This window comes from Leifsonia sp. LS1 (assembly GCF_020521355.1).
In the GTDB taxonomy this organism is placed as follows: Bacteria; Actinomycetota; Actinomycetes; order Actinomycetales; family Microbacteriaceae; genus Leifsonia.
The window spans coordinates 614,357-636,315 of record NZ_BPER01000001.1 but is presented as its reverse complement, the minus strand read 5'-3'; the positions used below and the strand labels follow the sequence as shown (position 1 = coordinate 636,315).

Annotated in this window: 22 protein-coding genes; 8 read left to right on the top strand and 14 right to left on the bottom strand. The window is 71.5% G+C overall.

Features of this window, described 5'->3' with window-relative positions; genetic code table 11:
* Window positions 1-13 precede the first annotated feature (13 nt).
* The 4 genes from LLS1_RS03065 to LLS1_RS03050 are packed head-to-tail and all read left to right on the top strand — an operon-like array spanning window position 14 to window position 4,864.
* Window positions 14-1,150 carry a carbohydrate ABC transporter permease gene (locus LLS1_RS03065; RefSeq protein ID WP_226653546.1) on the top strand — a complete coding sequence of 379 codons (1,137 nt, stop codon included), beginning with the start codon at window positions 14-16 and terminating at the stop codon, window positions 1,148-1,150.
* Entirely contained in the window at window positions 1,147-2,070 is a 924-nt protein-coding gene (locus tag LLS1_RS03060) for a carbohydrate ABC transporter permease (protein WP_226653545.1), read from the top strand. The genes LLS1_RS03065 and LLS1_RS03060 overlap by 4 nt, the downstream gene beginning before the upstream one ends.
* Window positions 2,067-2,870 carry a peptidase E gene (locus LLS1_RS03055; protein ID WP_226653544.1) on the top strand — a complete coding sequence of 268 codons (804 nt, stop codon included), beginning with the start codon at window positions 2,067-2,069 and terminating at the stop codon, window positions 2,868-2,870. Before LLS1_RS03060 ends, LLS1_RS03055 begins: the two co-directional genes overlap by 4 nt.
* Window positions 2,867-4,864, top strand: coding sequence for a glycogen debranching N-terminal domain-containing protein (locus LLS1_RS03050; protein WP_226653543.1), 1,998 nt, complete (start codon window positions 2,867-2,869; stop codon window positions 4,862-4,864). The genes LLS1_RS03055 and LLS1_RS03050 overlap by 4 nt, the downstream gene beginning before the upstream one ends.
* A gap of 102 nt (window positions 4,865-4,966) precedes the next feature.
* Here LLS1_RS03050 and LLS1_RS03045 read toward each other — a convergent pair whose 3' ends face one another.
* Window positions 4,967-6,040, bottom strand: coding sequence for an NAD(P)-binding domain-containing protein (locus tag LLS1_RS03045; protein ID WP_226653542.1), 1,074 nt, complete (start codon window positions 6,038-6,040; stop codon window positions 4,967-4,969).
* Between the two features lie 141 nt (window positions 6,041-6,181).
* Between LLS1_RS03045 and LLS1_RS03040 the strand changes: the two genes are divergently transcribed.
* Entirely contained in the window at window positions 6,182-6,394 is a 213-nt protein-coding gene (locus LLS1_RS03040; RefSeq protein WP_223358230.1) for a DUF3073 domain-containing protein, read from the top strand.
* A gap of 228 nt (window positions 6,395-6,622) precedes the next feature.
* Here the strand turns inward: LLS1_RS03040 and LLS1_RS03035 are convergent, their stop codons facing one another.
* The 12 genes from LLS1_RS03035 to LLS1_RS02980 all read right to left on the bottom strand — a co-directional run bounded on the left by LLS1_RS03035 (window position 6,623) and on the right by LLS1_RS02980 (window position 18,004).
* Complete coding sequence (locus LLS1_RS03035) at window positions 6,623-7,150, bottom strand: YbhB/YbcL family Raf kinase inhibitor-like protein (RefSeq protein WP_226653541.1); 528 nt, start codon at window positions 7,148-7,150, stop codon at window positions 6,623-6,625.
* Window positions 7,147-7,776 carry a 3-isopropylmalate dehydratase small subunit gene (gene leuD / locus LLS1_RS03030; RefSeq protein ID WP_226653540.1) on the bottom strand — a complete coding sequence of 210 codons (630 nt, stop codon included), beginning with the start codon at window positions 7,774-7,776 and terminating at the stop codon, window positions 7,147-7,149. The genes LLS1_RS03035 and leuD overlap by 4 nt, the downstream gene beginning before the upstream one ends.
* 11 nt (window positions 7,777-7,787) lie before the next feature.
* Window positions 7,788-9,194 carry a 3-isopropylmalate dehydratase large subunit gene (gene leuC, locus LLS1_RS03025; protein WP_226653539.1) on the bottom strand — a complete coding sequence of 469 codons (1,407 nt, stop codon included), beginning with the start codon at window positions 9,192-9,194 and terminating at the stop codon, window positions 7,788-7,790.
* 197 nt (window positions 9,195-9,391) lie between these two features.
* Window positions 9,392-10,000, bottom strand: a complete 609-nt coding sequence (locus tag LLS1_RS03020) for a response regulator transcription factor (protein ID WP_226653538.1) — start codon at window positions 9,998-10,000, stop codon at window positions 9,392-9,394.
* Window positions 9,997-11,142, bottom strand: coding sequence for a sensor histidine kinase (locus tag LLS1_RS03015; RefSeq protein ID WP_226653537.1), 1,146 nt, complete (start codon window positions 11,140-11,142; stop codon window positions 9,997-9,999). The genes LLS1_RS03020 and LLS1_RS03015 overlap by 4 nt, the downstream gene beginning before the upstream one ends.
* A 24-nt stretch (window positions 11,143-11,166) precedes the next feature.
* Entirely contained in the window at window positions 11,167-11,910 is a 744-nt protein-coding gene (locus LLS1_RS03010) for an ABC transporter permease (protein WP_223358236.1), read from the bottom strand.
* A complete protein-coding gene (locus LLS1_RS03005; RefSeq protein WP_226653536.1) occupies window positions 11,907-12,830 on the bottom strand; it encodes an ABC transporter ATP-binding protein in 924 nt (307 codons plus the stop codon). The genes LLS1_RS03010 and LLS1_RS03005 overlap by 4 nt, the downstream gene beginning before the upstream one ends.
* A 179-nt stretch (window positions 12,831-13,009) precedes the next feature.
* Window positions 13,010-14,287 carry a Calx-beta domain-containing protein gene (locus tag LLS1_RS03000; protein ID WP_226653535.1) on the bottom strand — a complete coding sequence of 426 codons (1,278 nt, stop codon included), beginning with the start codon at window positions 14,285-14,287 and terminating at the stop codon, window positions 13,010-13,012.
* Between the two features lie 95 nt (window positions 14,288-14,382).
* A complete protein-coding gene (purM, locus tag LLS1_RS02995; protein ID WP_223358240.1) occupies window positions 14,383-15,504 on the bottom strand; it encodes a phosphoribosylformylglycinamidine cyclo-ligase in 1,122 nt (373 codons plus the stop codon).
* A 57-nt stretch (window positions 15,505-15,561) separates the two neighbouring features.
* Window positions 15,562-17,154: an amidophosphoribosyltransferase gene (gene purF, locus LLS1_RS02990; RefSeq protein ID WP_223358241.1), complete on the bottom strand. Its 1,593-nt coding sequence runs from the start codon at window positions 17,152-17,154 to the stop codon at window positions 15,562-15,564.
* Between the two features lie 32 nt (window positions 17,155-17,186).
* A complete protein-coding gene (locus LLS1_RS02985; protein WP_226653534.1) occupies window positions 17,187-17,582 on the bottom strand; it encodes a hypothetical protein in 396 nt (131 codons plus the stop codon).
* 65 nt (window positions 17,583-17,647) lie between these two features.
* A complete protein-coding gene (locus LLS1_RS02980; RefSeq protein ID WP_226653533.1) occupies window positions 17,648-18,004 on the bottom strand; it encodes a sterol carrier family protein in 357 nt (118 codons plus the stop codon).
* A gap of 98 nt (window positions 18,005-18,102) precedes the next feature.
* Between LLS1_RS02980 and purD the strand changes: the two genes are divergently transcribed.
* Window positions 18,103-19,356 carry a phosphoribosylamine--glycine ligase gene (gene purD / locus LLS1_RS02975; RefSeq protein ID WP_226653532.1) on the top strand — a complete coding sequence of 418 codons (1,254 nt, stop codon included), beginning with the start codon at window positions 18,103-18,105 and terminating at the stop codon, window positions 19,354-19,356.
* A 90-nt stretch (window positions 19,357-19,446) separates the two neighbouring features.
* On the opposite strand, the gene LLS1_RS02970 is transcribed toward purD, so the two are convergent.
* On the bottom strand, window positions 19,447-20,691 hold the full coding sequence (locus tag LLS1_RS02970) for an FAD-binding protein (protein WP_226653531.1): 1,245 nt from the start codon (window positions 20,689-20,691) through the stop codon (window positions 19,447-19,449).
* Window positions 20,692-20,816: 125 nt separating this feature from the next.
* Between LLS1_RS02970 and LLS1_RS02965 the strand changes: the two genes are divergently transcribed.
* Both LLS1_RS02965 and LLS1_RS02960 read left to right on the top strand, forming a co-directional pair.
* Window positions 20,817-20,975, top strand: coding sequence for a hypothetical protein (locus LLS1_RS02965; protein ID WP_226653530.1), 159 nt, complete (start codon window positions 20,817-20,819; stop codon window positions 20,973-20,975).
* A 41-nt stretch (window positions 20,976-21,016) separates the two neighbouring features.
* Window positions 21,017-21,931: a phosphoribosylaminoimidazolesuccinocarboxamide synthase gene (locus tag LLS1_RS02960; RefSeq protein WP_226653529.1), complete on the top strand. Its 915-nt coding sequence runs from the start codon at window positions 21,017-21,019 to the stop codon at window positions 21,929-21,931.
* The last annotated feature ends 28 nt before the right edge of the window (window positions 21,932-21,959 follow it).

Here is a 21,959-nt window from a genome sequence, read left to right as displayed (position 1 = left end):
AGCGATCACTCCCATGTCGCAAACCACGAGTCGGTCTCGCCGTTCCGGAATCCGGCGCGGCGAGGCCGCCTCGGGGTGGTTGTTCACCGCCCCGGTCATCATCCTGCTCGGCGTGTTCCTGGTCGTCCCGGTGCTCATGGCGCTGTGGGTGAGCTTCTCGGACTGGGGCGGGCGCGGCAGCCCCTTCTCCAGCGATGTCAACTTCGTCGGACTGAAGAACTACACGTCGATCCTCGCGGGTGGCGGCCTGGCCGAACAGGACTTCGGCATCTCCCTCAAGAACAACGCCTGGTACGTCGTGCTCGTCGTCCCGATCCAGACCGCGGTCGCCCTCGGCCTCGCGGTTCTCGTCAACCGCGCCGTCCTGCGCGGCCGCGGATTCTTCCGCACCGCCTTCTACTTCCCGTCGGTCACCAGCTCGGTCGCGATCACCGTGCTCTGGCTCTTCCTCTTCAGCACCACGGGCGCCGTCAATCAGATGCTGTCCTGGATCGGGATCAACGGCCCCAACTGGTTCAACGACCCCGACGGCCTCGTCCACAACCTGCTCGGCGTCTTCGGGGTGAAGCAGGGGCCGGCCGCACTCACCCAGAACACGCTCCTCGGCGTCTCCTGGTGGGATTGGCTCGGCGGTCCCTCCGTCGCCATGAGCGCGTACATCGTGATGGCCGTGTTCACCACCAGCGGCACCTTCATGCTGCTCTTCATCGCGGCCCTCCAGAACCTCGGCGGCGACGTCACCGAGGCCGCCATGATGGACGGCGCCAACGGCTGGCAGCGCTTCTGGCGCATCACGCTGCCGCAGCTGCGCCCCACCCTGTTCACCGTTCTCACGCTCGGCCTCATCGGCTGCTGGCAGGTCTTCGACGCGATCTACACGGGCACCAAGGGAGCCCCGGGCAAGACGACGCTCACGCCCGCCTACCAGTCGTACAAGACCTCGTTCGTCGACCAGAACTGGGGTCAGGGCGCGGCGATCGCGTTCATCCTGTTCGTCATCATCGTGCTGTTCACCATCTTCCAGCGCTGGGTGCTGCGCGAGCGCTCGGTGTCGAAGCGCCGCATGCGCCTGTACACGGCCGCCGTCGCCGCGAGCGGCTCCGTGCCGGCCGGTGCGACCGCCCCGGCCGAGAAGGAGTCGAAGCGATGACCGCGACCGCCCCCACCGCCCCCTCGGGAGCCGAGGCCGCCTCGGCCTCCCCTGCTTCCGTGCGCCCGGCTCGGCCGCCGCGCCGGCACTCCACCGGCACGATCGCCGCCACGTCCGTCAGCTACGCCGTCCTGATCGTCCTCGCGGTCGTCTACATCCTGCCGTTCCTGATCCAGGTGGCCACCTCGTTCAAGACCGACGCCGACGCCACCGCGCACCCGGTCTCGCTCATCCCGCAGGTGTGGACGACGGCCGCCTACACGAAGCTCTTCCTCAACTCCGACTTCCCGACATGGTTCGCGAACTCGGTGATCGTGACGGTCTTCGTGACGCTCGGGCGCGTGTTCTTCAACTCGCTCGCCGGATACGCGCTGGCCCGCCTGCACTTCCGCGGCCGCGGCGTCATCTTCGCCGGGCTGGTCGCCGTGATGTCGGTGCCCATGGTCGTGCTGCTCATCCCCAAGTTCCTGGTGATCAACCAGCTGGGCATCTACGACTCCTACGCCGGCATGATCCTGCCCCTGCTGACCGACGCCGCCGGTGTCTTCATCATGAAGAACTTCTTCGAGTCGATCCCCGCCAGCGTGGAGGAGCAGGCCCGTATCGACGGCGCCGGCACCTTCCGCGTGTTCTGGTCGATCGTGCTGCCGATGGCGCGCCCCGCGCTGGTGACCATCGTCATCCTGTCGTTCCAGGGATCGTGGAACGAGCTGGCGCACTTCATCGTCTCCACACAGGATCCGGCCCTCACCACCCTGACCAAGGGTGTGGCAGGTCTCGCCAGCGGCCAGCTGAGCCAGGGCAACCAGTTCCCGCTCAAGCTCGCCGCCGCGGCCCTCATGACGATCCCCGTCGCCGTGATGTTCTTCATCTTCCAGCGCCGCATCATGAACTCGAGCGAGGGAGCGGTGAAGGAGTGACCGCCGACGCCCCCACGATCGTCGCCACCTGCGGCGGCCTGAACGGCGGCGACTGGTCCGACTCCGTGTACGGGCCACTGCTGCTGCACGCGATCGAGCTCGCCCGGGTGAAGGGACGAGCGCCCCGGCTCACGCACATCAACACCGCCGGCGGCGACCAGCGCCACGTCGAGGGCGCCGAGCTCGAGGCCGCCCGTCTCGCGGGAGTCGACGCCAGCCATGTGCGGTTCTTCCCGCACCCGAACATCCCCGACCTGCGCGCGCACCTGCTGCACCAGGACGTCGTCTGGGTGAGCGGGGGGAGCCTGATCAACCTGCTCGCCGTCTGGCGCGCGCACGGCCTCGACCGTCTGCTCGCCGAGGCCTGGCAGGCGGGCGTCGTACTCGCCGGCGGATCCGCAGGGGCACTCTGCTGGCACGAGGGCGGCACCACCGCCTCCTTCGGCCCGGGCATCAGCGCGGTGCCCGACGGTCTCCGCCTGCTGCCCGGCTCGCTGGGCGTCCACTGGGACTCCGACCCGCAGCGCCGGCCCGCCCACCTCGCGGCGATGGCCGCCGGCACCCTCGGCGACGGTCACGCTCTCGAGGAGGGTGTCGGCCTCGTCTACCGCGGCACCGACGTCGTCGATGTCGTGTCCGAACGCCACGGCGCCGCGGCCTGGCGCCTGACCGCCTCCGCGGGCGAGGTGACCGAGACGCGCGTGACTCCGCGGGTCGTCGGGCACAGCTCGGCCCCCACCGACCCCTCCGACCGAACCACACTCACACCCCCTATCGAGGAGGCGCGACAACCGCGATGACCCATCCGCTCCAACCCCTGCTGCACGACAGCGTCGTAGTCCTGACCGCGCCCAGTCAGGCCTGGTCGACCGCCGACGGCGACATCGACGGTGTCGGCATCCACGGGTTCTTCCACTCCGACCTGCGCGTGCTCGACCGCGTCGGCCTCACCGTCGCGGGGTCCGCCCTCGAACACCTCGCCACGGCCGGGACGGATGCGGCGACCGCCGTGTTCACCGCGCTCGCGCGCGGGCTGGACGACACCACTGCCGACCCGCGTGTGCGGGTCGAGCGCACCCGCGAGGTGCGCGCGGGCGTGCTCCGCGAGACCATCGTCGTCCGCAACGCGCTGAAGCAGCCGATCTCGACGACCGTCTCGATCTCCGTCCGCGGCGATTTCACGCCGATGCAGGTCGTCAAGGCCGGGATGACCGGGGCGGAGCACCCGGTCGAGGCCGCTGTCGACGGATCCACCCTGACGTACACCTCCGGTCCGGTCACGGCCGTGCTCCGTGCCGGGGGCGCACGCATCGCCACGGACGGAGCCGCCGCGACGCTCGACTGGGACGTGGAGCTCGCCGGTGCCTCCGCCGCGACCCTCTCGTGGGAGATCTCCGTCGACGACCCGACCGCTGTGGTCGCCGGGGCAGGTCCGTCGGCCCAGTGGGAGGCGTTCACGATCTCGACCGGCGACTCGCGGCTCGCCTCCTGGCTCGAGCGCGCCCTCGCCGACCTCCAATCGCTGCGGATGACCACCACCGCGCGCCCCGACGATGTCTTCCTCGCCGCAGGTGCCCCGTGGTTCTTCACCCTGTTCGGCCGCGACTCGATCTGGGCCGCCCGCATGCTGCTGCCCCTCGGGACCGAGATCGCGGCCTCGACGCTGCGCGTCCTCGCCGCTCTGCAGGGCACGGATACCGTCGGGGAGACCGCTGAGCAGCCCGGCAAGATCATGCACGAGCTGCGTCCCTCCGCCCTGACCATCCCGGGCGAGGGCGTCGTGCTCCCCCCGCTCTATTACGGCACCGTCGACGCCACCGCCCTCTGGATCGCCCTCCTGCACGACGCCTGGCGCTGGGGCATGCCCGCCGCCGAGGTCGAGGAGTTGCTCCCGGCGCTCGAGGCCGCCCTGGTCTGGATGCGCGACCACGGCGACAGCGACGGCGACGGCTTCCTGGAGTATCGGGACACGACCGGTCACGGGCTCGCGAACCAGGGCTGGAAGGACTCGGGCGACTCGATCCAGTGGAACGACGGCACTCTCGCCGACGGTCCGATCGCACTCTGCGAGGTGCAGGGCTACGCCTACGAGGCCGCCATCGGCGGCGCCGAGCTCCTCGAGGCCTTCGGGCGCACCGGCGCCGACGAGTGGCGCACGTGGGCCGCCGATCTGAAGGATCGCTTCGCCGCCTCCTTCTGGATCGACGACCCGGCGGGCGCCTACCCCGCGATCGCGCTCGACGCCGCCAAACGCAGGGTCGACACCGTGACCAGCAACATCGGGCACCTGCTCGGCACGGGCATCCTGCAGGATGGACAGGCCGAGCTGATCGCCCGCCGCCTCGCCTCCCCCGAGCTGTCGTCCGGCTACGGCCTGCGCACCATGTCGAGCGCCGCCGGCGGGTACTGGCCGCTCAGCTACCACGGCGGAAGCGTCTGGGCGCACGACACCGCGATCGCCATCACAGGCCTCGCCCGCGAGGGCTTCGCCGCCGAGGCCGAGCAGCTCTCGGACGGCCTGCTCGCCGCAGCGGACGGCTTCGGCTACCGCATGCCCGAGCTGCACTCCGGCGACAGCAGCGCCGAGACGGCAGCGCCCATCCCCTACCCGGCCGCGTGCCGACCGCAGGCGTGGTCGGCGGCCGCTGCCGTCGCGGTCCTGACGGCACGTCTCGGGTTGACCGCGGACGCTCCTGCAGGCCGCCTCGACGTCACGCCCGGCTCCGCCGCAGCGAACACGCGCGTCCACGGCATCCGGTTCGCCGGCGAGCCGAGCGACATCGAGGTCGCCTAGGCACTGCACGGACGGCGAGGTTCACGTCGTTGTCGCCATTTCGCGCGAATGGGCGCAACGACGTGAACTTCGGCGGGCTGGGCTAGGGCTGGGCGGGCTGGGCTAGAGCTGGGCCATGATCTGGCGGGCGATGACGCGGCCGGCACGGTTGGCGCCGATCGTGCTCGCCTGCGGGCCATAGCCGGCGAGGAATATGCGGCTGTCCTGCCAGGAAGCGCCTGAGGCGACCGTGAGGCCCCCCGCCTTCTCGCGGAGCTTGAGCGGCGCAAGATGCCGCAGCTCCGGACGGAAGCCCGTTGCCCAGATGATCGCATCGGCTCTGGTGAACGTGCCGTCCGGCCAGCGGACACCGTCGGCCTCGATGGCGCTGAACATCGGCCGCTCCACCAGCAGGCCGCGGTCGATGCCGGCGGCGATGCGGCGCGTGCGCGGCACCCCGGTGCCGCTGACGATGCTCGGGAGGGCCGCGCCGGCCCGTGCGGCGGCATCCTGCTGCTGCACGGCGGCCACCCCTCCCTCGATGGTGAGCTCCGACTCGTCCCGGAAGTCGACCGGACGTCGGGTCGCCCAGGCCAGGTCGGCCGCGACGCCCTCCAGCTCGAGGAGGAAGCCGATGGCGCTGGTGCCTCCGCCGACGACGACGACCGATTGGCCGGCGAACTCGTCGGCCGACACATAGCCGGACGTATGCACATGCCGTCCTGAGAATGTGTTCATCCCGGGGTACCACGGGACGAACGGCGCGCCCCAGGTCCCAGAGGCGTTCACCACGACCCGGGTCGCCGTCTCCCCCACGGAATGCGCGACGACCAGGTCGGCACCGCGATCGAAGACGCTCGCGACCGCGACCGGCCGCTGCACCCGCAGGCCGAAATGCTCCTCATAGCGGCGGTAGTAGCCGGCGACGATGTCCTTCGCAGGCAGGGAGCGGTCGGCGGTCTCGAAACTGAGCCCGATCTCGGCCATACCGGGAAGGTCGTTGACGTGATGGGCGCTGCCGAGCTTGAGCGCGTCCCAGCGGTGCTGCCACGCTCCGCCGGTGTGGGGGCCGCGGTCGAAGATCACGAAATCCTCACCGGGAACCAGCTCGAAACGGCGGAGATAGTAGGCCACTGCAAGGCCCGCCTGGCCGGCACCGATGATGACCACCTGGGTCTCGGTCCTGGTCGTGGTCACACTGCCATCCCATCATGTCGCGCTGTGCGCATACTCCGGGTCCCGGAGGTCCCGCATGCTAAACTCGATGCTAGTTTTTATTGTTTCTGTTCGGATCCCCGGGAGCCCAGCCCCCGGGCTGGGACCAAAAGGGGGTCACGCATGGGGCGCGGCCGTCAGAAGGCAAAGCACACCAAGATCGCACGTGAGTTGAAGTCGTTCAGCCCGACTGTCAACTACGACGCTCTCGAGCGCGAGCTGACCGGACATTCACACCACGAGGACGACCAGTACGCCGCGTGGGCCGACTACGAGCCGGAAGACGCCGGCGACGAATACGAGGACGAAGAGACCGAGACGCCGAAGCGCGCTTGATCGATCCCCTGCGCTGCCGTGCATGACGGCAACGCCTGCTGTGCGGGCCGGCAACGACCGGGCAACAGCGGCTCCACCCGCGGGCGCATGCCCGGATCACCTGCCGATGACGCGGCGGACGCCGCAGCTTCGCGAACTCCCCGGGTCGAGCACGTAGTCGACACGGCGACACAGCGAGCGGGCGCGTGAGGGCGCCCGCTCCGCCGAGTGGCGCGCCCCCGGCGTGAGCTATGCGACGAGCGTGGTGTGTGCCCGTGCGATCGTGTTCGCGCCGATGATGAACGTCGCGACCGCGGCCGAAGCGCTCGGAGGGATCTCGAGTCGCGGCACGGCGAGAGCGTGGACGGTGAAGAGGTAGCGATGAGGGTGATCTCCCTCCGGGGGCGCGGCGCCGTCGTAGGTCTCGCTGCCGAGGTCGTTCCGCAGCGTGCGAGCTCCCACGCCGAGGTCGGGGAGGGCGGCGGCATTCTCGGGCAGCGCATCCGTCTCTGCAGGGATGTCGGTCACGATCCAGTGCCAGACCCCAGACGGGGTCGGCGCGTCGATGTCGAAGCAGCTGATGGCGAAGGACTGCGTTTCCGGCGGGGCGCCACGCCAGGTCAGAGCCGGGCTGGAGTCGGCACCGCCGATCCCCGCGGCCTTCTGCGGGAGCGGCATGGGGTCGCCGTCGCGCCCCGCGGTGGTGGTGACCGTGAACTCCGGTCGCCTCGGCATGAAGTCGTAGGGGTGCGGTGGGCGGGTGCGTTCCCAGGTCATCGATGGTCTCCTTGTCGCGGTGATCGTTCTGGGCGTCCGGCGGGCAGCCAGGCGTGCCTGCGGGTCTCATGGCGGCGGATGATGTCGTCGAGCGTGAGCGTGACGGCGATCGGGTCCAGTCCGTTCACGAGGTTGTGGTGCGGTGCGTCATCGAGGCGGAACGGGGCGTCTCTGATGCCGGCTGGTTCGCAGGTCACAGTTCGCGTGACGACATCGATGCGCACGGGCGCTGCCGCGTCGGCCTCCACCGCATCCATGATCCGATCGAGGACGTCGGGCTCGACTTCGACGGGGACGAGCCCTTCTTGCGGAAGGTTCGTGCGGTGGATGTCGGCGATGCGTGAACTGATCACCGCTCGGAAACCACCATCGCGGAGCGCCCAGACGGCGTGTTGACGCGAGGAACCGCAGCCGAAGTTGGGCCCGGCGACGAGGATGCTGGCGCCGGCGCGGGCGGGGTCGTTGAGGGGGAAGTCGGGATCCTTTCGCCAGTTCTGGAAGAGCCCTGGCCCATAGCCGTCGCGGTGGATCCGTTTCATCCACGGTGCGGGGATGATCTGGTCGGTGTCGATGTTCTCACGGCGCAGCACGACGGCTGTCCCGGTGACGGTGGTGACGGGGTGCATCGTCGCGGCTCCTAGTGCGTTCCGATGGGTGACAGGGTGCTCGGCGTGGTGAGGTGCCCGGCGATGGCCGTGGCGGCCGCGGTCTCGGGGGAGACGAGATGGGTGCGGGCGCCGGGCCCCTGCCGTGACTCGAAGTTGCGGTTGGAGGTCGAGGCGGAGTGCATCCCGGTCGGAACGGTGTCGCCGTTCATCCCGACACACATCGAGCAGCCCGGGGATCTCCATTCGAAGCCTGCGTCGAGGAAGATCCGGTCGAGACCTTCCTCTTCGGCCCTCCGTTTGGTCTGCGCGGAACCGGGGACGACGATCGCACGGATGCTCTCGGCGATCGAGCGCCCGTCGACGATTCGGGCCGCCGATCTCAGGTCGTCGATCCTGCCGTTGGTACAGGAGCCGATGAAGACGGTGTGGATCGGGATGTCGGAGATCGCCTGCCCCGGTCGCAGGCCCATGTAGGCCAGCGCCGATTCCGCAGCGGCGCGCTGCTGCGCGTCGGGGAACTCGGAGGGGATCGCGCCACCGACGGAGACGGACTGTCCCGGGTTGGTGCCCCAGCTGACCATCGGACCGACGCCGGTCACGTCGACGACGACCTCTCGGTCGAATGCCGCTCCGTCATCCGTCCGCACGGAGCGCCAGTAGGCGACCGCCTGCTCCCACAGCTCTCCGCGCGGGGACCGGTCGCGGCCCTTCAGATACGCGAACGTGGTCTCGTCGGGTGCGACCAGGCCGGAGCGTGCGCCGGCCTCGATGGCCATGTTGCAGAGTGTCATCCTCCCCTCCATGGTCAGCGCGGTCACGGGGTCGCCCCGGAACTCGATCAGATGACCGGTCGCCCCGCCATGGCCGATCCGGGCGATGATCGGCAGGGCCAGGTCCTTGGCGGTGGCGTCCGCGTGGGGTGCGCCCACCAGCGTCACCGACATCGTCTTCGGCCGGTCGACGCGGACCGTCTGGGTTGCGAGCACGTGTTCGACCTGGCTCGTGCCGATGCCGAAGGCGATGGCCCCGAAGGCTCCGTGGGTCGCCGTGTGGCTGTCCCCGCACACGATCGTCATGCCCGGTTGGGTCAGACCCATCTCGGGACCGATCACGTGCACGATTCCCTGCCCCGCCGATCCCATCGGGTGCAGTTCCACGCCGAACTCGGCACAGTTCTCACGCTGGAGCCGCAGTTGCTCGGCGGCGAGCGCGTCCGCCAGGGGCAGATCGAGGCCGCTGGTGGGAACGTCGTGGTCGGCCGTGCCCACCGTGAGGTCGGGGCGGCGAACCCGTCGCCCGGCCTGCCGGAGCCCCTCGAACGGCTGCGGTGAGGTCACTTCGTGGATGAGATGCATGTCGACATAGAGCAGGTCGCCCTCCGCCTGGTGGAGGACGTGCTCGTTCCAGACTTTGTCGATCAGCGTCATGGCTGTCATTCGTGGTCCTCCTACTCGAGGTCTCGCGGGACGCGGGCGGTGGCGGGCGATGACAGAGCTCGTCGGGCCAGGCATCGACCCCCAACAGAATTGGGATACCAGGATGGTACACCACTTTGGTATCCCAACTCGGTGCACCAGAACGACCACGCTGGACAGAGCTTTCCGCCGACGTCGCGGCGGCCGGGGCTCGGCGCCTACAGCCACCCCTGGCGGGTGGCGATGAGCACCGCGTCCGAACGATTGCGCGCGGCGGTCTTGCCGATCGCGCTCGACAGGTGATTGCGCACCGTTCCCTCGCTGAGGTGGAGCCGTCCAGCGATGTCGGCGATCGTCCCTCCGTCGCCCGCGAGCGCCAGCACCTCCGCCTCCCGTGCGGTCAGCGGAGAGACTCCGGAGGCGAGCGACTCGGCAGCGAGCGTCGGGTCGACCACGCGCAGGCCGGACGCGACTCGGCGCACCGCGTCGGCGAGCTGACCCGACGGCGTGTCCTTGACGATGAAGCCGGACGCGCCGGCCTCCATCGCCCGCCGCAGATAGCCGGGGCGCCCGAAGGTCGTGACGATGAGCGACCGGCACTCCGGCACCGTCACGCGGAGCGCTGCGGCGACCTGGATGCCATCGAGACCGGGCATCTCGACGTCGAGCAGGGCGACGTCGGCCGCGGATGCGAGCGCAGCCTCGACGACCTCGTCGCCACGGCCGACCTGCGCGACCACCTGCAGGTCGGCTTCGAGGTCGAGCAGCGCGGCGAGCGCGCCCCGCACGAGCGCCTGGTCGTCGGCGAGCAAGAGGCGGATGGTCATGCGGTCCTCCGGACGGTCAGCAGGGTGCCCCCGCGGGTGCCCGCGGAGATCTCCAGCACAGCGCCCGCGTCGCGCGCCCGCTCGGACAGACCGGCGAGGCCGGATCCGCGGACGGCGGCGGCCGCCGGCGCCGACCCGACGGGCGCGGGGCCTTGCCCGTCGTCCTCGATGGCGAGCGTCTCCGGCCCGACGGTGACCCAGCAGTTGCGGGATCCGGAGTGCCGGATGACGTTGGTGATCCCTTCCCGCAGCACCCAGCCGAAGAGCTCGCGCAGGTCAGGCGCCACCTCCTCGCCGTTGCGTGGCAGGTGCGCGGTGATGTCCGCGGCGGCGAGGCTCGCCTGCACGGCGGCGAGCTCGGTGGAGATGCTCATCTCTCGGTAGCCGGCGACGGCGGCGCGCAGGTCGGCGAGCGCCGAGCGGGCGAGGCGCTCGATGTCCGCGAGCTCCGCCTCCGCGCGCGCCGGGTCCACCGGGACGAGTCGGCGCGCGAGCTCCGACTTCACGGTCACGACCGTGAGCGAGTGGCCGAGCACGTCGTGCATGTCGCGGGAGAAGCGCGAGCGCTCCTCGACCACCGCCAGCCGCGCGATCTCGCCCTGGGCGGCCCGCAGCCGGCGCAGCGCGTGGATCTGGCGGGCGAAGGCGCTCATCATGACGCCGATCGACACCGTGATGAGGGCGATGTACCAGTAATCGTCGAACCCGCCCGCGATCAGGAAGACCACCAGCTGCAGGAGCCCGAGCCCCACGATCAGAGCGGTCGACAGGACGGGGCGCGCGACGACCATCCCGATGACGCACGCGACGAAGACCCAGGTCCAGCAGGTGATGATGCCGAGGAACGGGACGAGCAGCAGGGTCAGCGCGAAGTACGCCGCGATCGCGACGAACCGCGTGCGCTCGCCCTCCCACCACAGCAGCGGCGGGAGGGCGAGGAAGCCCGCATAGACGAGCGCGAGGAGCAGAGTGGCCACGACCTTCGACGCGGTCGACCCGTCGGAACCCCAGAGTCCGAACAGGACCGACACCTGGTACACGAGGCCGATCACGGCCCCGGGGTACCAGCGCAGCGCCGCCGCGTGCGCCAACCGGGCGCCGAGGCCGACCGGCCGCCGCGCGTCGAGCTCGTTGCTGAACACGTCCCTACCCTAATCAGCGGCCGGTCAGCCGCGTGCTGCGTCGCGGCGGTAGCGCCAGACGATCAGCGCCCCGAGAGCGACGGTCCACGCGGTGAGCACGAGCGCCGGGGTCAGCGCGTCGCCGCTCTGCAGGGCGCCGAGCTGCCCGACGCGGTTGAGCCAGTAGGAGGGAACCGCTTGCGCGACATTCGCGACCCAGGCGGGGAAGATCTGGAGCGGGATCCACAGGCCACCGAGCACGGCCATCCCCATGAACACCGCCATGAAGAGCGGCTGGGCGAACTCGGGCTTCGCGAACTGTCCGATCAGGATGCCGAGCAGGGCGAACGGGATGACGCCGCACCAGATCCCGAGTGCCGCAAGCATCCAGCTCCCCGCCGAGAGCACCGGGTGGTAGAGCGCCAACGAGACACCGATGATGACCACGATGCTGACCAGCGCGAGGGCGAGGGCGGCGACCAGCTTCGACACGAGGTAGCCGGTGCCGGAGAGCGGGGTGACCCGCAGCTGGCGGTTCCAGCCGATCGACCGCTCGGTGACGATCCCGAACGCCTGCGAGAGCGCCGCCATCATGCCGCCGTAGGCCGCGACCTGGATGGTGGTGACCACGATCCAGGGGAGGTGCGTGACCGTGTCCACCTGGCCGCGGCCCCCGAAGGTGCCGCCGAAGGCGATCAGCATGACGAGCGGGACGGCGAGGGTGAACACCATCGACCGCATGTTCTTCAGCTGGCGGAGCGACTCGCGCCCCAGGTAGGCGATGCTCATCGCGTCGCTCCGTCCGTCTCGTGCGCCTCGGTCAGGGCGAGGAAGGCCTCGTCCATCGTGTGCGCGGTCACTTCGATGTCGTGGATGTCGTCGTGCGCCGCGAGGAGCGCACGGAGGGTGGCGTCGGAGTCGTCGCTGACGAGCGCGACGGTCCCCGCGCGGTGCTCGACACTGCGCACTCCGGGCAATCCGGCGAGTGCGGCCTCGACCGTGGGGCTCCAGGGGAAGTCCACATTCGCCCGGATGCGGCGACCCGACACCACCGCCTTCACCTCGGCGGGCGTGCCGTCGGCGACGACCCGGCCGCGGGCCAGCATGACGATGCGATCGGCATAGGTGTCCGCCTCGTCGAGGTAGTGCGTGGCGAAGACGACGGTGCGGCCCTCCTCGGTGAACTCCCGCATCGACTGCCAGAACGTGCGTCGTGCCTCCACGTCCATGGCGGCGGTGGGCTCGTCGAGGAACAGCAGGTCCGGGTCGGAGACGACGGCGACGGCGAACCGGGCGCGCTGCATCTGACCGCCGGACAGCTTGGAGACCCGCTGCGTGGCGATCTCGGTGCAGCGGGCGCGATCGAGGGCCTCGGCGACGCTCAGGGGCTGCCGATGGGCGGAGGCGACGAGCGCGACGCACTCCCCCACGGTCAGGGTCGGCAACAGCGCGCCACCCTGCAGCATGGCGCCGACGCGTCCGTCGCGGATCGCGCGGATCGGCTCGGCACCGAACAGCTCCGCGGTTCCTGAGCTGGGCCGTGCGAGGCCGAGGGCGAGGTCGATGGTCGTCGACTTGCCTGCCCCGTTCGGGCCCAGCAGCGCGACCACCTCGCCGGGGCGTATGGTGAGGTCGACGCCGTCGACGGCGGTGAGCGGGCCGAAGGACTTGCGCAGCCCGTCGAGGCGGATGGCGGGTGTCTGATTCACCTTCTCAGCGTCGCGCCGAGCGGGTCGCGGTGTGCAGAGCGGGTGTCAGGAGCTCGACGTGACGAATGTCACGGCACGCGCCGCCGTCCGCGAAGCGGCCGGACATTCAGCCCAAATGTCGCGTATGTCCGCGGCTTTCCCCACATTCGGTCCAAATGGACAACGACAGGAACGGCGCGTCAGGCCCGCGCCCGCTCCATCGTCATCCCGCGGATGACGCTGACGACCCCGACGATACCTCCGGCCGTGAGCAGGGCGCCGACGATGAGGAGCAGGAGATCCTGGCCGGCACCGCCGTCGACTCGGGCGGTGGGGTCCGCCAGGGGAAGGGCGGAGGCGGGGCCGCCGCGGTCGCCGGTGGCCGGACGCGCGCCGGACGCGCCGGAAGAGCCGCCGGGCTGATCGGCCACGGCGAGCGCCGGCGCGGCCGGGACCGCGGGGAGCAGCACCACGGCGGAGGCGGTGGACACGGTCGTGGAGGCCCGCTGCAGGAGGACGAAGAACGACACCGCGGGCGCCCCGGCGACACGCGCCGGGAGCGGGATGCGCACCGTCGCCTCGCGCATGCCGTCCGCCAGGACGACGGTGCCGGAGGCGGCGGCGTAGTCGAGGCCGGCGCGGGCGGTGCCGTCGGCCGTCGTGTAGTCGACAGTGGCTTCGCCTGCGGCGGAGCCCCGGGACACCACGACGATCGCGGAGGTGCTGCCCGCGACGACGCTGTTCGCGGCGACCGTCAACGGGCCGACCGCGCTCGCGCTGGCGAGCGCGGTCGAGGCGGACGACGGGCGGAGCGCGGATCCCTCCGCGGGCACGTAGCGGGCGGTGAGCGTGTGCACGCCCGCAGGGGGAGCCACCAGCGTCGCGCGCGCCGATCCTCCCGCGACGGGGATGACGGTCTCGTCCCCGTCATCGAGGGAGAAGGCGACCGCGCCGCCGTCGGCCGGTCCGAGCAGCAGGCGCGTGACGGCCGCCGTGACGACGACGGCCCGGCCCGGCTCCACGGTGGCGGGCGCGCTCAGCGTGACGGCGGTCGCGGCCGTGCAGGCCGGGGCGGCGGCATCGATGGGGGCGACGGCATCGCGCACCCGCCAGCCGACCGTCGGCTCGGACTGCGCGTCGATCGTGAGGAGGGCGACGCCGTGGTGCTCACCGGGAAGGAACGTGCTCGGCTGCCCACGATCGGGGGCGCCGGAGGTCAGATCGTTCTGGCCGCCGCCGGCGGGGATGGTGACGGGCCGATCGGCTGTGGACCGGTAGCCCAGGACGACCGTGCGCGACACGACCGCGCCGAGGGGCGCATCCTGCACGCAGTCGACGACAGGGACGATCGCTCCGTCTGCGGCGGGCGCACTCGCAGCGGGCTCCGCGAGAGCGGCGGGGGCCGCGCCGAGCAGGAGGGCCAGCACGGCGACCCCGACTCCGCACGCCACGCGAAGGTGGGCAGACGAGCGGGTCACCCGGCCACTCTATCCGCTGGCCCGTAAGCGCCGCTCCGACCAGAACAGGGCACGCCGGGCAGCGCGGAAGGCCCGCCTCCCGGGCGGGCGAGGGGTCATCCCGCGTACGAGCCGACCAGGCGGACCGCGCCGCCGTCGACGCCCTTCGTTCCCTGCTCGAACCCGGCGAGGTCCCGGGCGGAGGTCGAGACCGTGCCCGCACGCCAGGTCGGGATCCCGTCGGCGGCGAGTGCCGCAGCGACCGCGTCGGCGGCCTCCGACGCCACGACCGCGAACATCCCGATGCCGAGGTTCCAGGTGCCCTCGGACGACTCGAGCGTGCTTCCGGCGAGGTCGCTCAGGATGCGGAACACCGGGCTCGGCGACCACGTCGAACGATCCACCTCGACCCACGAGCCGACGGGCAGCACGCGAGCCAGATTGGCGGCGATGCCGCCGCCCGTGACATGGCTCAGCGCGTGCACGGCCCCGCGGAGCGACGGCTCCTGGAGCACGCGCAGCAGCGGCGAGGTGTAGAGGCGCGTCGGCTCGAGGAGCGCCTCGCCCACCGAGCCGCCGAAGTCCTCCGAGTGGTCGGTGAAGCCGATGTTCCGCTGCGCGAGGATGTGCCGCACCAGCGAGTACCCGTTGGAGTGCAGTCCCGACGATTCCAGCGCGAGCACCACGTCGCCGTCGCGCACGCGATCGGCTCCGAGCAGCTCGTCGGCCTCCACCGCGCCGACGGCGGCTCCGGCCACGTCGTAGTCGTCGGGGCCGAGCAGGCCCGGGTGCTCGGCGGTCTCGCCGCCCACCAGCGCCGTGCCGGTCGCCTCGCACGCCCCGGCGATGCCGGCGACGATCGCGGCGATGCGCTCGGGCACGACCGTGCCGCACGCGATGTAGTCGGTCATGAACAGCGGGCGCGCACCGACCACGACGATGTCGTCGACGACCATGCCGACGAGGTCCTGCCCGATGGTGTCGTGCTTGTCGATCGCCTGGGCGATCGCGACCTTGGTGCCGACGCCGTCCGTGGAGGTCGCCAGCAGCGGGCGGCGGAAGTCCTTCAGGAACGACACGTCGAAGAGCCCGGCGAAACCGCCCACTCCCCCGAAGACCTCGGGACCGTGCGTGCGCGCGACGGCGGTCTTCATGAGCTCGACCGCGCGGTCCCCGGCGGCCGTGTCGACGCCGGCGGCGGCGTAGGAGGAGGACGAGGATGCGGTGGAGTCGGTCACCCGCCAATCGTACCCGGGGTGCGGCGGCTCCCCGGTCACCCCGGTCGCCCGGGTGCGCTACTCCTGGCGCCCCGGATCGCCGAACGAGAGCAGGCGCTCGTACTCGGAGTCCGGGCCGGGCTCGCAGCCGTCGGAGGCGGCGTCCGCGCCGGTGTCCGTCTCGGCGATCGCGACGGCGGGCGCTGCCTGCTCGGTGCGCTCGAGGAGGTTCTTGCCGAGGTGGTGCGCGTCCGGGAGCTCGATCGGGTACTGGCCGGTGAAGCAGGCGGTGCAGAGGCGCTCGCGCGGCTGCTCGGTCGCGTCGATCATGCCGTCCTCCGACAGGTAGCCGAGGCTGTCGGCGCCGATGGACTGGCGCACCTCCTCGACGCCGAGGCCGGTGGCGATGAGCTCGGCACGGGAGGCGAAGTCGATGCCGTAGAAGCACGGCCAGGTGATGGGCGGGCTGGAGATGCGCACGTGCACCTCGGCCGCGCCGGCCTCCCGCAGCATCGAGACGAGCGCGCGCTGCGTGTTGCCGCGCACGATCGAGTCGTCGACCACCACGAGGCGCTTGCCCTTGATGACCTCCTTGAGCGGATTCAGCTTGAGCTTGATGCCGCGCTGGCGGATGGTCTGCGAGGGCTGGATGAAGGTGCGGCCGACGTAGGAGTTCTTGACCAGGCCCTGCCCGAACGGGATGCCGGACGCCTGCGCGTAGCCGATCGCCGCCGGTGTGCCGGACTCGGGGGTCGGGATGACGAGGTCGGCCTCGACCTCGTGCTCGCGGGCGAGCTGGCGCCCCATCTCGACCCGGGCCTCGTAGACGCCGCGACCGGCGATCGTGGTGTCGGGACGGGCCAGGTAGACGTACTCGAAGACGCAGCCGGCGCGCTTCTCGGCGGCGAACCGCGCGGTGCGCAGTCCGTTCTCGTCGATCACGACGAGCTCGCCGGGCTCCACCTCGCGCACGAAACTGGCGCCGACGATGTCGAGGGCTGCGGTCTCGGAGGCGACGACCCAGCCGCGGTCGAGGCGGCCGAGCACCAGCGGGCGCACGCCCTGCGGGTCGCGGGCGGCGTAGAGCGTGTGCTCGTCCATGAAGACGAGGCAGAAGGCGCCCCGCAGACGCGGGAGCACCTCCAGGGCAGTGGCCTCGAGCGTGTGGTCGAGGTCGCCCGTGAGCAGTGCGGTCACGACGGCCGTGTCGGTCGTGTTGCCGCGGGTGAGCTCGCCGTCGAGCTCGGGGTAGCGCTCGTGGACGAGCTGCATCAGCTCGGCGGTGTTGGTCAGGTTGCCGTTGTGGCCGAGCGCGACGGTGCCGCTGGTCGTGCGGCCGAGCGTCGGCTGCGCGTTCTGCCAGCTGGAGGCTCCGGTCGTGGAGTAGCGCGTGTGACCGACGGCGATGTGGCCGGGGAGCGAGTTCAGCGCGTTCTCGTTGAACACCTGAGAGACCAGGCCCATGTCTTTGTAGATGAGGATCTTGTCGCCGTCGCTCGTCGCGATGCCCGCCGACTCCTGCCCGCGGTGCTGCAGCGCATAGAGGCCGAAGTAGCTGAGCTTGGCGACCTCCTCGCCGGGGGCCCAGACGCCGAAGACGCCGCACGCGTCCTGCGGGCCCTTCTCACCGGGCAGCAGATCATGACTGAGAAGACCGTCGCCTCCGGCCACAGCGGACCCCTTTCTCGAGGTGTGTCGTGTGTTCAGCTCTCGGGGTGGGAGGCGGGGCGTTCACCGTCGGGCTCGACACCGGTGCGCGGGGTCTCGCCGGGCTCGGCGTCCTCGGGCTCCTCCACGGGGATGTGCACGTCGATTCTATCCGCCTGGACGCTGCGCGCGCGCCGGGAGGTGGAGCGGTCGACGATCAGCGAGACGACGCTGCCGACCGCGACGCCGACGGCCACGCCGATCGCCAGCAGGAAGCCGAAGACGCTCCCGCGGTCGTAGGTCGGGTTCTCGGGGAACGAGAAGGTGAGGACGAGGGCGACGATCGCGAACAGGACGGCGCCGGTGAGCATGAAGCGGAAGTACCGCGGCGACCGGTGCACCCGCACCTCCGCCTCGGTGACGGACGCCTGCTCCTCCGGATCAACGCTCATCCCCCCATTCTCCCCTACCCCGCCTGGGCGAACGCCCGTCGTCGGCACCGGGATACGGGGCGCGGTCAGTACCGGAGCGGGAGCAGGCCCTCGAGGGAGGCGCGCTGGCCGGAGGCGTGCACGGCTCCGGAGGCGAGGCCCTCGTCCCAGCTCAGCGCACCGGAGGCGAGGGCGAGCCACGTGCGCGGGTCGGTCTCGATCACGTTGGGCGGGGTGCCGCGCGTGTGCCGCGGGCCCGGGATGCACTGGGTCGCGCCGAAGGGCGGGACGCGCACCTCGACGGTGTTGCCCGGGGCGCGCTCGGCCAGCAGCTGAAGAAGGTAGCGGACGGCGGTCGCGGTGGTGTTGCGGTCGGCGCCCTCGGCGAGCGCGGCGCGCACGGCGGGACCGCCCTCGGAGTCGGGGATCTTCGCTCGGGCCATGACCCCATCCTCCCACCGTGCGCATCCGGGAGCCGGCGGAAGCGGCCCCGGAGCACGGCCGGGCCGTAACGCCCCTCCCGGCCCTCTAGCATGGTCGCGTGAAGATTCTCGTCCTCGGTTCCGGTGCCCGCGAGCACGCCATCATCACCGCGCTCCTCGCGGAGGAGGCGGGCCACCACATCGTCGCCGCCCCCGGCAACGCCGGCATCGCCGCGGATGTGCCGGTCGAGACCGGCCTCGACATGCTCGACGGTGCGGCGGTGGCGGAGTACGCGATCGAGAACGGCATCGAGCTCGTGGTGATCGGTCCCGAGGCCCCGCTGGTCGCCGGGGTGGCCGACCCGCTGCGCACCCGCGGCATCCCGGTCTTCGGTCCGGGCAAGGCGGCGGCGCAGCTGGAGGGGTCGAAGACCTTCGCGAAGCGCGTCATGGAGGCCGCCGGGGTGCCGACCGGCCGCGCCGTGCGCGCGGCCACCCTCGCCGACGTCGAATCCGCGCTCGACGATCTCGGAGCCCCGTACGTCATCAAGGCCGACGGGCTGGCCGCGGGCAAGGGCGTGCTCGTCACCGAGGACCGCGCCGCCGCGCTCGCGCACGCCGAGCACTACCTGACGCAGGGCGGTGTACTGATCGAGGAGTTCCTCGACGGCCAGGAGGTCTCGCTCTTCCTCGTCAGCGACGGCCACACCGTGCTCCCGCTCAGCCCGGCCCAGGACTACAAGCGCCTCCTCGACGGCGACGCCGGCCCCAACACCGGGGGGATGGGCGCCTACTCGCCGCTCCCCTGGCTCCCGGAGACCTTCGTCGACGAGGTCATCGACACCGTCGCGCTGCCGACCGTGCGCCGGCTGGCCGTCGAGCAGACGCCGTTCATCGGGCTCCTTTACTGCGGCCTCATCGTGACGGAGCGCGGCATCCGCGTGATCGAGTTCAACGCGCGCTTTGGCGACCCGGAGACGCAGGTCGTCCTCCCCCGGCTGGTCACGCCGCTGTCGTCGCTGCTGTTCGCGGCGGCGACCGGAGCGCTGGCCGGGATGCCGCGGCCGGAGTTCGCGCTCGACACGGCGGTCACCGTGGTGGTCGCGAGCGAGGGGTACCCGGAGGCGCCGCTGACCGGCCGCCCCATCACCGGGCTGGAGGCGGCAGCCGAGGTCCCCGAGGTGACGATCGCCCACGCGGCGACCGCACTCGACGCGTCGGGCGCGCTGATCGCGACCGGCGGCCGGGTGCTCTCCGTGGTCGCCCGCGGCACGACCTTCGCCGAGGCGCGCGAACGCGCCTACGCCGCCGTCGACCGCATCCACCTCCCCGGCTCCCAGCACCGCACGGATATCGCCGCCCGCGTCTCCTGACCCGCGGCCTCGAGGCGGGCGAGGCCACCGAGGCGGCCGATAGTCAGGCGTCTGGGCGGATTCGACCCCATTTCGGGCCGCCTCGGCGGCTCAGCCGAGGAGGCGGGTGAGGAACGGGTTGCGGAAGCGGCCCGCGGGGTCGAAGCGCTCGGTGAGGGCGCGGAAGTCGTCGAGGCGCGGGTACAGGTGCGGGACGAGGCCGGCCGGGTCGAGGTAGAGCTTGCCCCAGTGCGGGCGCGCGCCGAGCGGGAGGAGGGCGTCCTCGAGCGCGGGGAGCACCGCCTCCACCCCCTCCTGGTCGCGCAGCCAGGTGAAGTGGAGACCGACCACGTCGGTGCCGTAAGCGCTCGACAGCCAGAGGTCGTCGGCCGCCGCGGTGCGGATCTCGCTGATCTGCAGCACCGGAGCGATCAGCGCGCCGAGGGAGCGCACGGCGCCGATCGCGGCGACGGCGTTCGCGCGCGGCACGAGGTACTCCGACTGGATCTCCGCGCCGTTCGACGGCGTGAACTCGAAGCGGAAGTGTGCGAGCCGCTCGCTCCACGGACCCGCGACTCCGAGCTGCTCGGTGGTGTTGCGCACATCCATGGTCGCGATCATGTGCCGGGCCTCGGTGAGGGCGGGTGCGCCGAAGAAGTCGTCGCCGACGGCGGAGGGAGCGTCGGCGAGCTCCTTGATCCAGCCCAGGCTCACCGTGGGCTCGTCCCACGTGGTGAAGAGGGAGACGCTGTAGGCCGCCGACGTCACCTCGTCGAACCGGTCGAGGACCGCCTCCCACGGCACCCCGCCGAACAGTCGCTGCCGCACGGTGTAGGTCGGCCGGATGTCGAGGGTCACCTCCAGCACGACGCCGAGCGCCCCGAGCGAGACCACGGCGCCGTCGAAGCCCTCGTCCCCGCGGCGCAGGTCGACGACGTCCCCGTCGGCGGTGAGGATGCTCAGCCCGGCGACCGCCGTCGCGAGCGTGCCGTTGCGGTCGCCCGACCCGTGGGTGGAGGTCGCGATCGCGCCCGCGACGGAGATGTGAGGGAGCGACGCGAGGTTGTGCAGTGCCCAGCCGGCGGCCTCCAGCTCCCGCGCGAGGTCGCCGTAGCGCACCCCGCCGCCGACGGTGGCCGTGCGCGCCTCCGCATCGATCCGGATCTTCGCCGGGAGCGCCGCAGTGCTCACGAGGAGGTCACCGGTGTCGGCGAGATCGTTGAACGAGTGCCGGCTCCCCAGCGCCCGCACGGTGCGGGCGCCGGCGATCAGCTCCCGCAGCTCCGCCACGGTCGCCGGAGCGGCGATGCGGCTCGCCCCGTACTCGTAGTTGCCGGCCCAGTTCCATTCGCCCACGTGGTCCTCCTTCGCACCGTGGCGCGCGCGGTCCCGCGCCGCCTCCGACCGGTTCAGTCTAGGGATGTGAACGTGCGCATCGCGACGTCGACCGGTTCGATGGGGACCGTCCGTCGCCCGGCGTCGTGGAGGCCATCCTCGGCCTCGTCGCGAGCGCCGCCGTCCGGCCCGTCGATCTGCTCTTCGTGAGACGGTCCGCCGACGGAACACTCGCCTCGATGCGTTCGCAAGGCGTTCTCTCGGACGACGAGTTCGCCGCCGCGATGGCGACGCTGCCCGGCTGAGGGAGGCGCGTGCACCCGTCGAACGCCCCTACGATGGACGGGTGAGCGAACTGGCGGGATGGGTCCACAGCTATTCGGGCAAGGTCCGTGACCTCTATGTGCCGGACGGCGCCTCCGGGCTCGACGACGCGGATGCGGTGCTCGTCGTCGCCAGCGATCGGGTGAGCGCCTTCGACCACGTCCTGTCCCCGGGCATCCCGGGCAAGGGCGAGTTGCTGACCGCGCTCAGCCTCTGGTGGTTCGACCAGCTGAGCGACGTTCCGAACCACCTGGTGCCCGATCACGAGCTGCGCCGGGAGGGGGCGGACGACCGGGTCGTCGAGCGCATCCCCGCCGAGGTCTCCGGCCGCGCCATGCTGGTAAAGCCGCTCGACATGTTCCCCGTCGAGTGCGTCGTGCGCGGGTACCTGACGGGCAGCGGGTGGGCCGAGTACCAGGCCAGCCGGAGCGTGTGCGGCATCCCGCTGCCGGAGGGCCTGAGCAACGGCGACCGGCTTCCGGAGCCGCTCTACACTCCCGCGTGGAAGGCACCGCTCGGAGAGCACGACGAGAACATCAGCTTCGAGCGCACCGTCGAGCTCGTCGGCCCCGAGGTCGCCGAGGAGCTGCGCCGCCTCTCCCTCGAGGTCTACGCGCGCGCCTCCGCCATCGCCGAGCAGCGCGGCGTCATCATCGCGGACACCAAGTTCGAGTTCGGCGCCGACCGCACCACCGGCGAGATCACCCTCGCGGACGAGGTGCTGACGAGCGACTCGAGCCGGTACTGGGACGCGCGGGTCTACGCGACGGCGGCGACCGCCGAGGAGCGCATGGCGAGCTTCGACAAGCAGATCGTCCGCGACTGGCTCGCGGCGCACTGGGACAAGTCCGGCACCCCTCCCGAGCTGCCCGCCGAGATCGTCGAGCGCACGACCGCCCGCTACCGCGAGCTGCTGGAGCGGCTGACCGGGGCCTGAGCGCGCCCGGCTCCTTCCCCTCTTCCGA

Bases quoted from the DNA above. Each gene is read 5' to 3' on its own strand.
- LLS1_RS03065 (WP_226653546.1), top strand. From the start codon at position 14: ATGTCGCAAACCACGAGTCGGTCTCGCCGTTCCGGAATCCGGCGCGGC.
- LLS1_RS03060 (WP_226653545.1), top strand. From the start codon at position 1,147: ATGACCGCGACCGCCCCCACCGCCCCCTCGGGAGCCGAGGCCGCCTCG.
- LLS1_RS03050 (WP_226653543.1), top strand. From the start codon at position 2,867: ATGACCCATCCGCTCCAACCCCTGCTGCACGACAGCGTCGTAGTCCTG.
- LLS1_RS03040 (WP_223358230.1), top strand. From the start codon at position 6,182: ATGGGGCGCGGCCGTCAGAAGGCAAAGCACACCAAGATCGCACGTGAG.
- LLS1_RS03035 (WP_226653541.1), bottom strand. From the start codon at position 7,150: ATGACCTGGGAACGCACCCGCCCACCGCACCCCTACGACTTCATGCCG.
- leuD (WP_226653540.1), bottom strand. From the start codon at position 7,776: ATGCACCCCGTCACCACCGTCACCGGGACAGCCGTCGTGCTGCGCCGT.
- leuC (WP_226653539.1), bottom strand. From the start codon at position 9,194: ATGACAGCCATGACGCTGATCGACAAAGTCTGGAACGAGCACGTCCTC.
- LLS1_RS03020 (WP_226653538.1), bottom strand. From the start codon at position 10,000: ATGACCATCCGCCTCTTGCTCGCCGACGACCAGGCGCTCGTGCGGGGC.
- LLS1_RS03010 (WP_223358236.1), bottom strand. From the start codon at position 11,910: ATGAGCATCGCCTACCTGGGGCGCGAGTCGCTCCGCCAGCTGAAGAAC.
- LLS1_RS02985 (WP_226653534.1), bottom strand. From the start codon at position 17,582: ATGAGCGTTGATCCGGAGGAGCAGGCGTCCGTCACCGAGGCGGAGGTG.
- LLS1_RS02980 (WP_226653533.1), bottom strand. From the start codon at position 18,004: ATGGCCCGAGCGAAGATCCCCGACTCCGAGGGCGGTCCCGCCGTGCGC.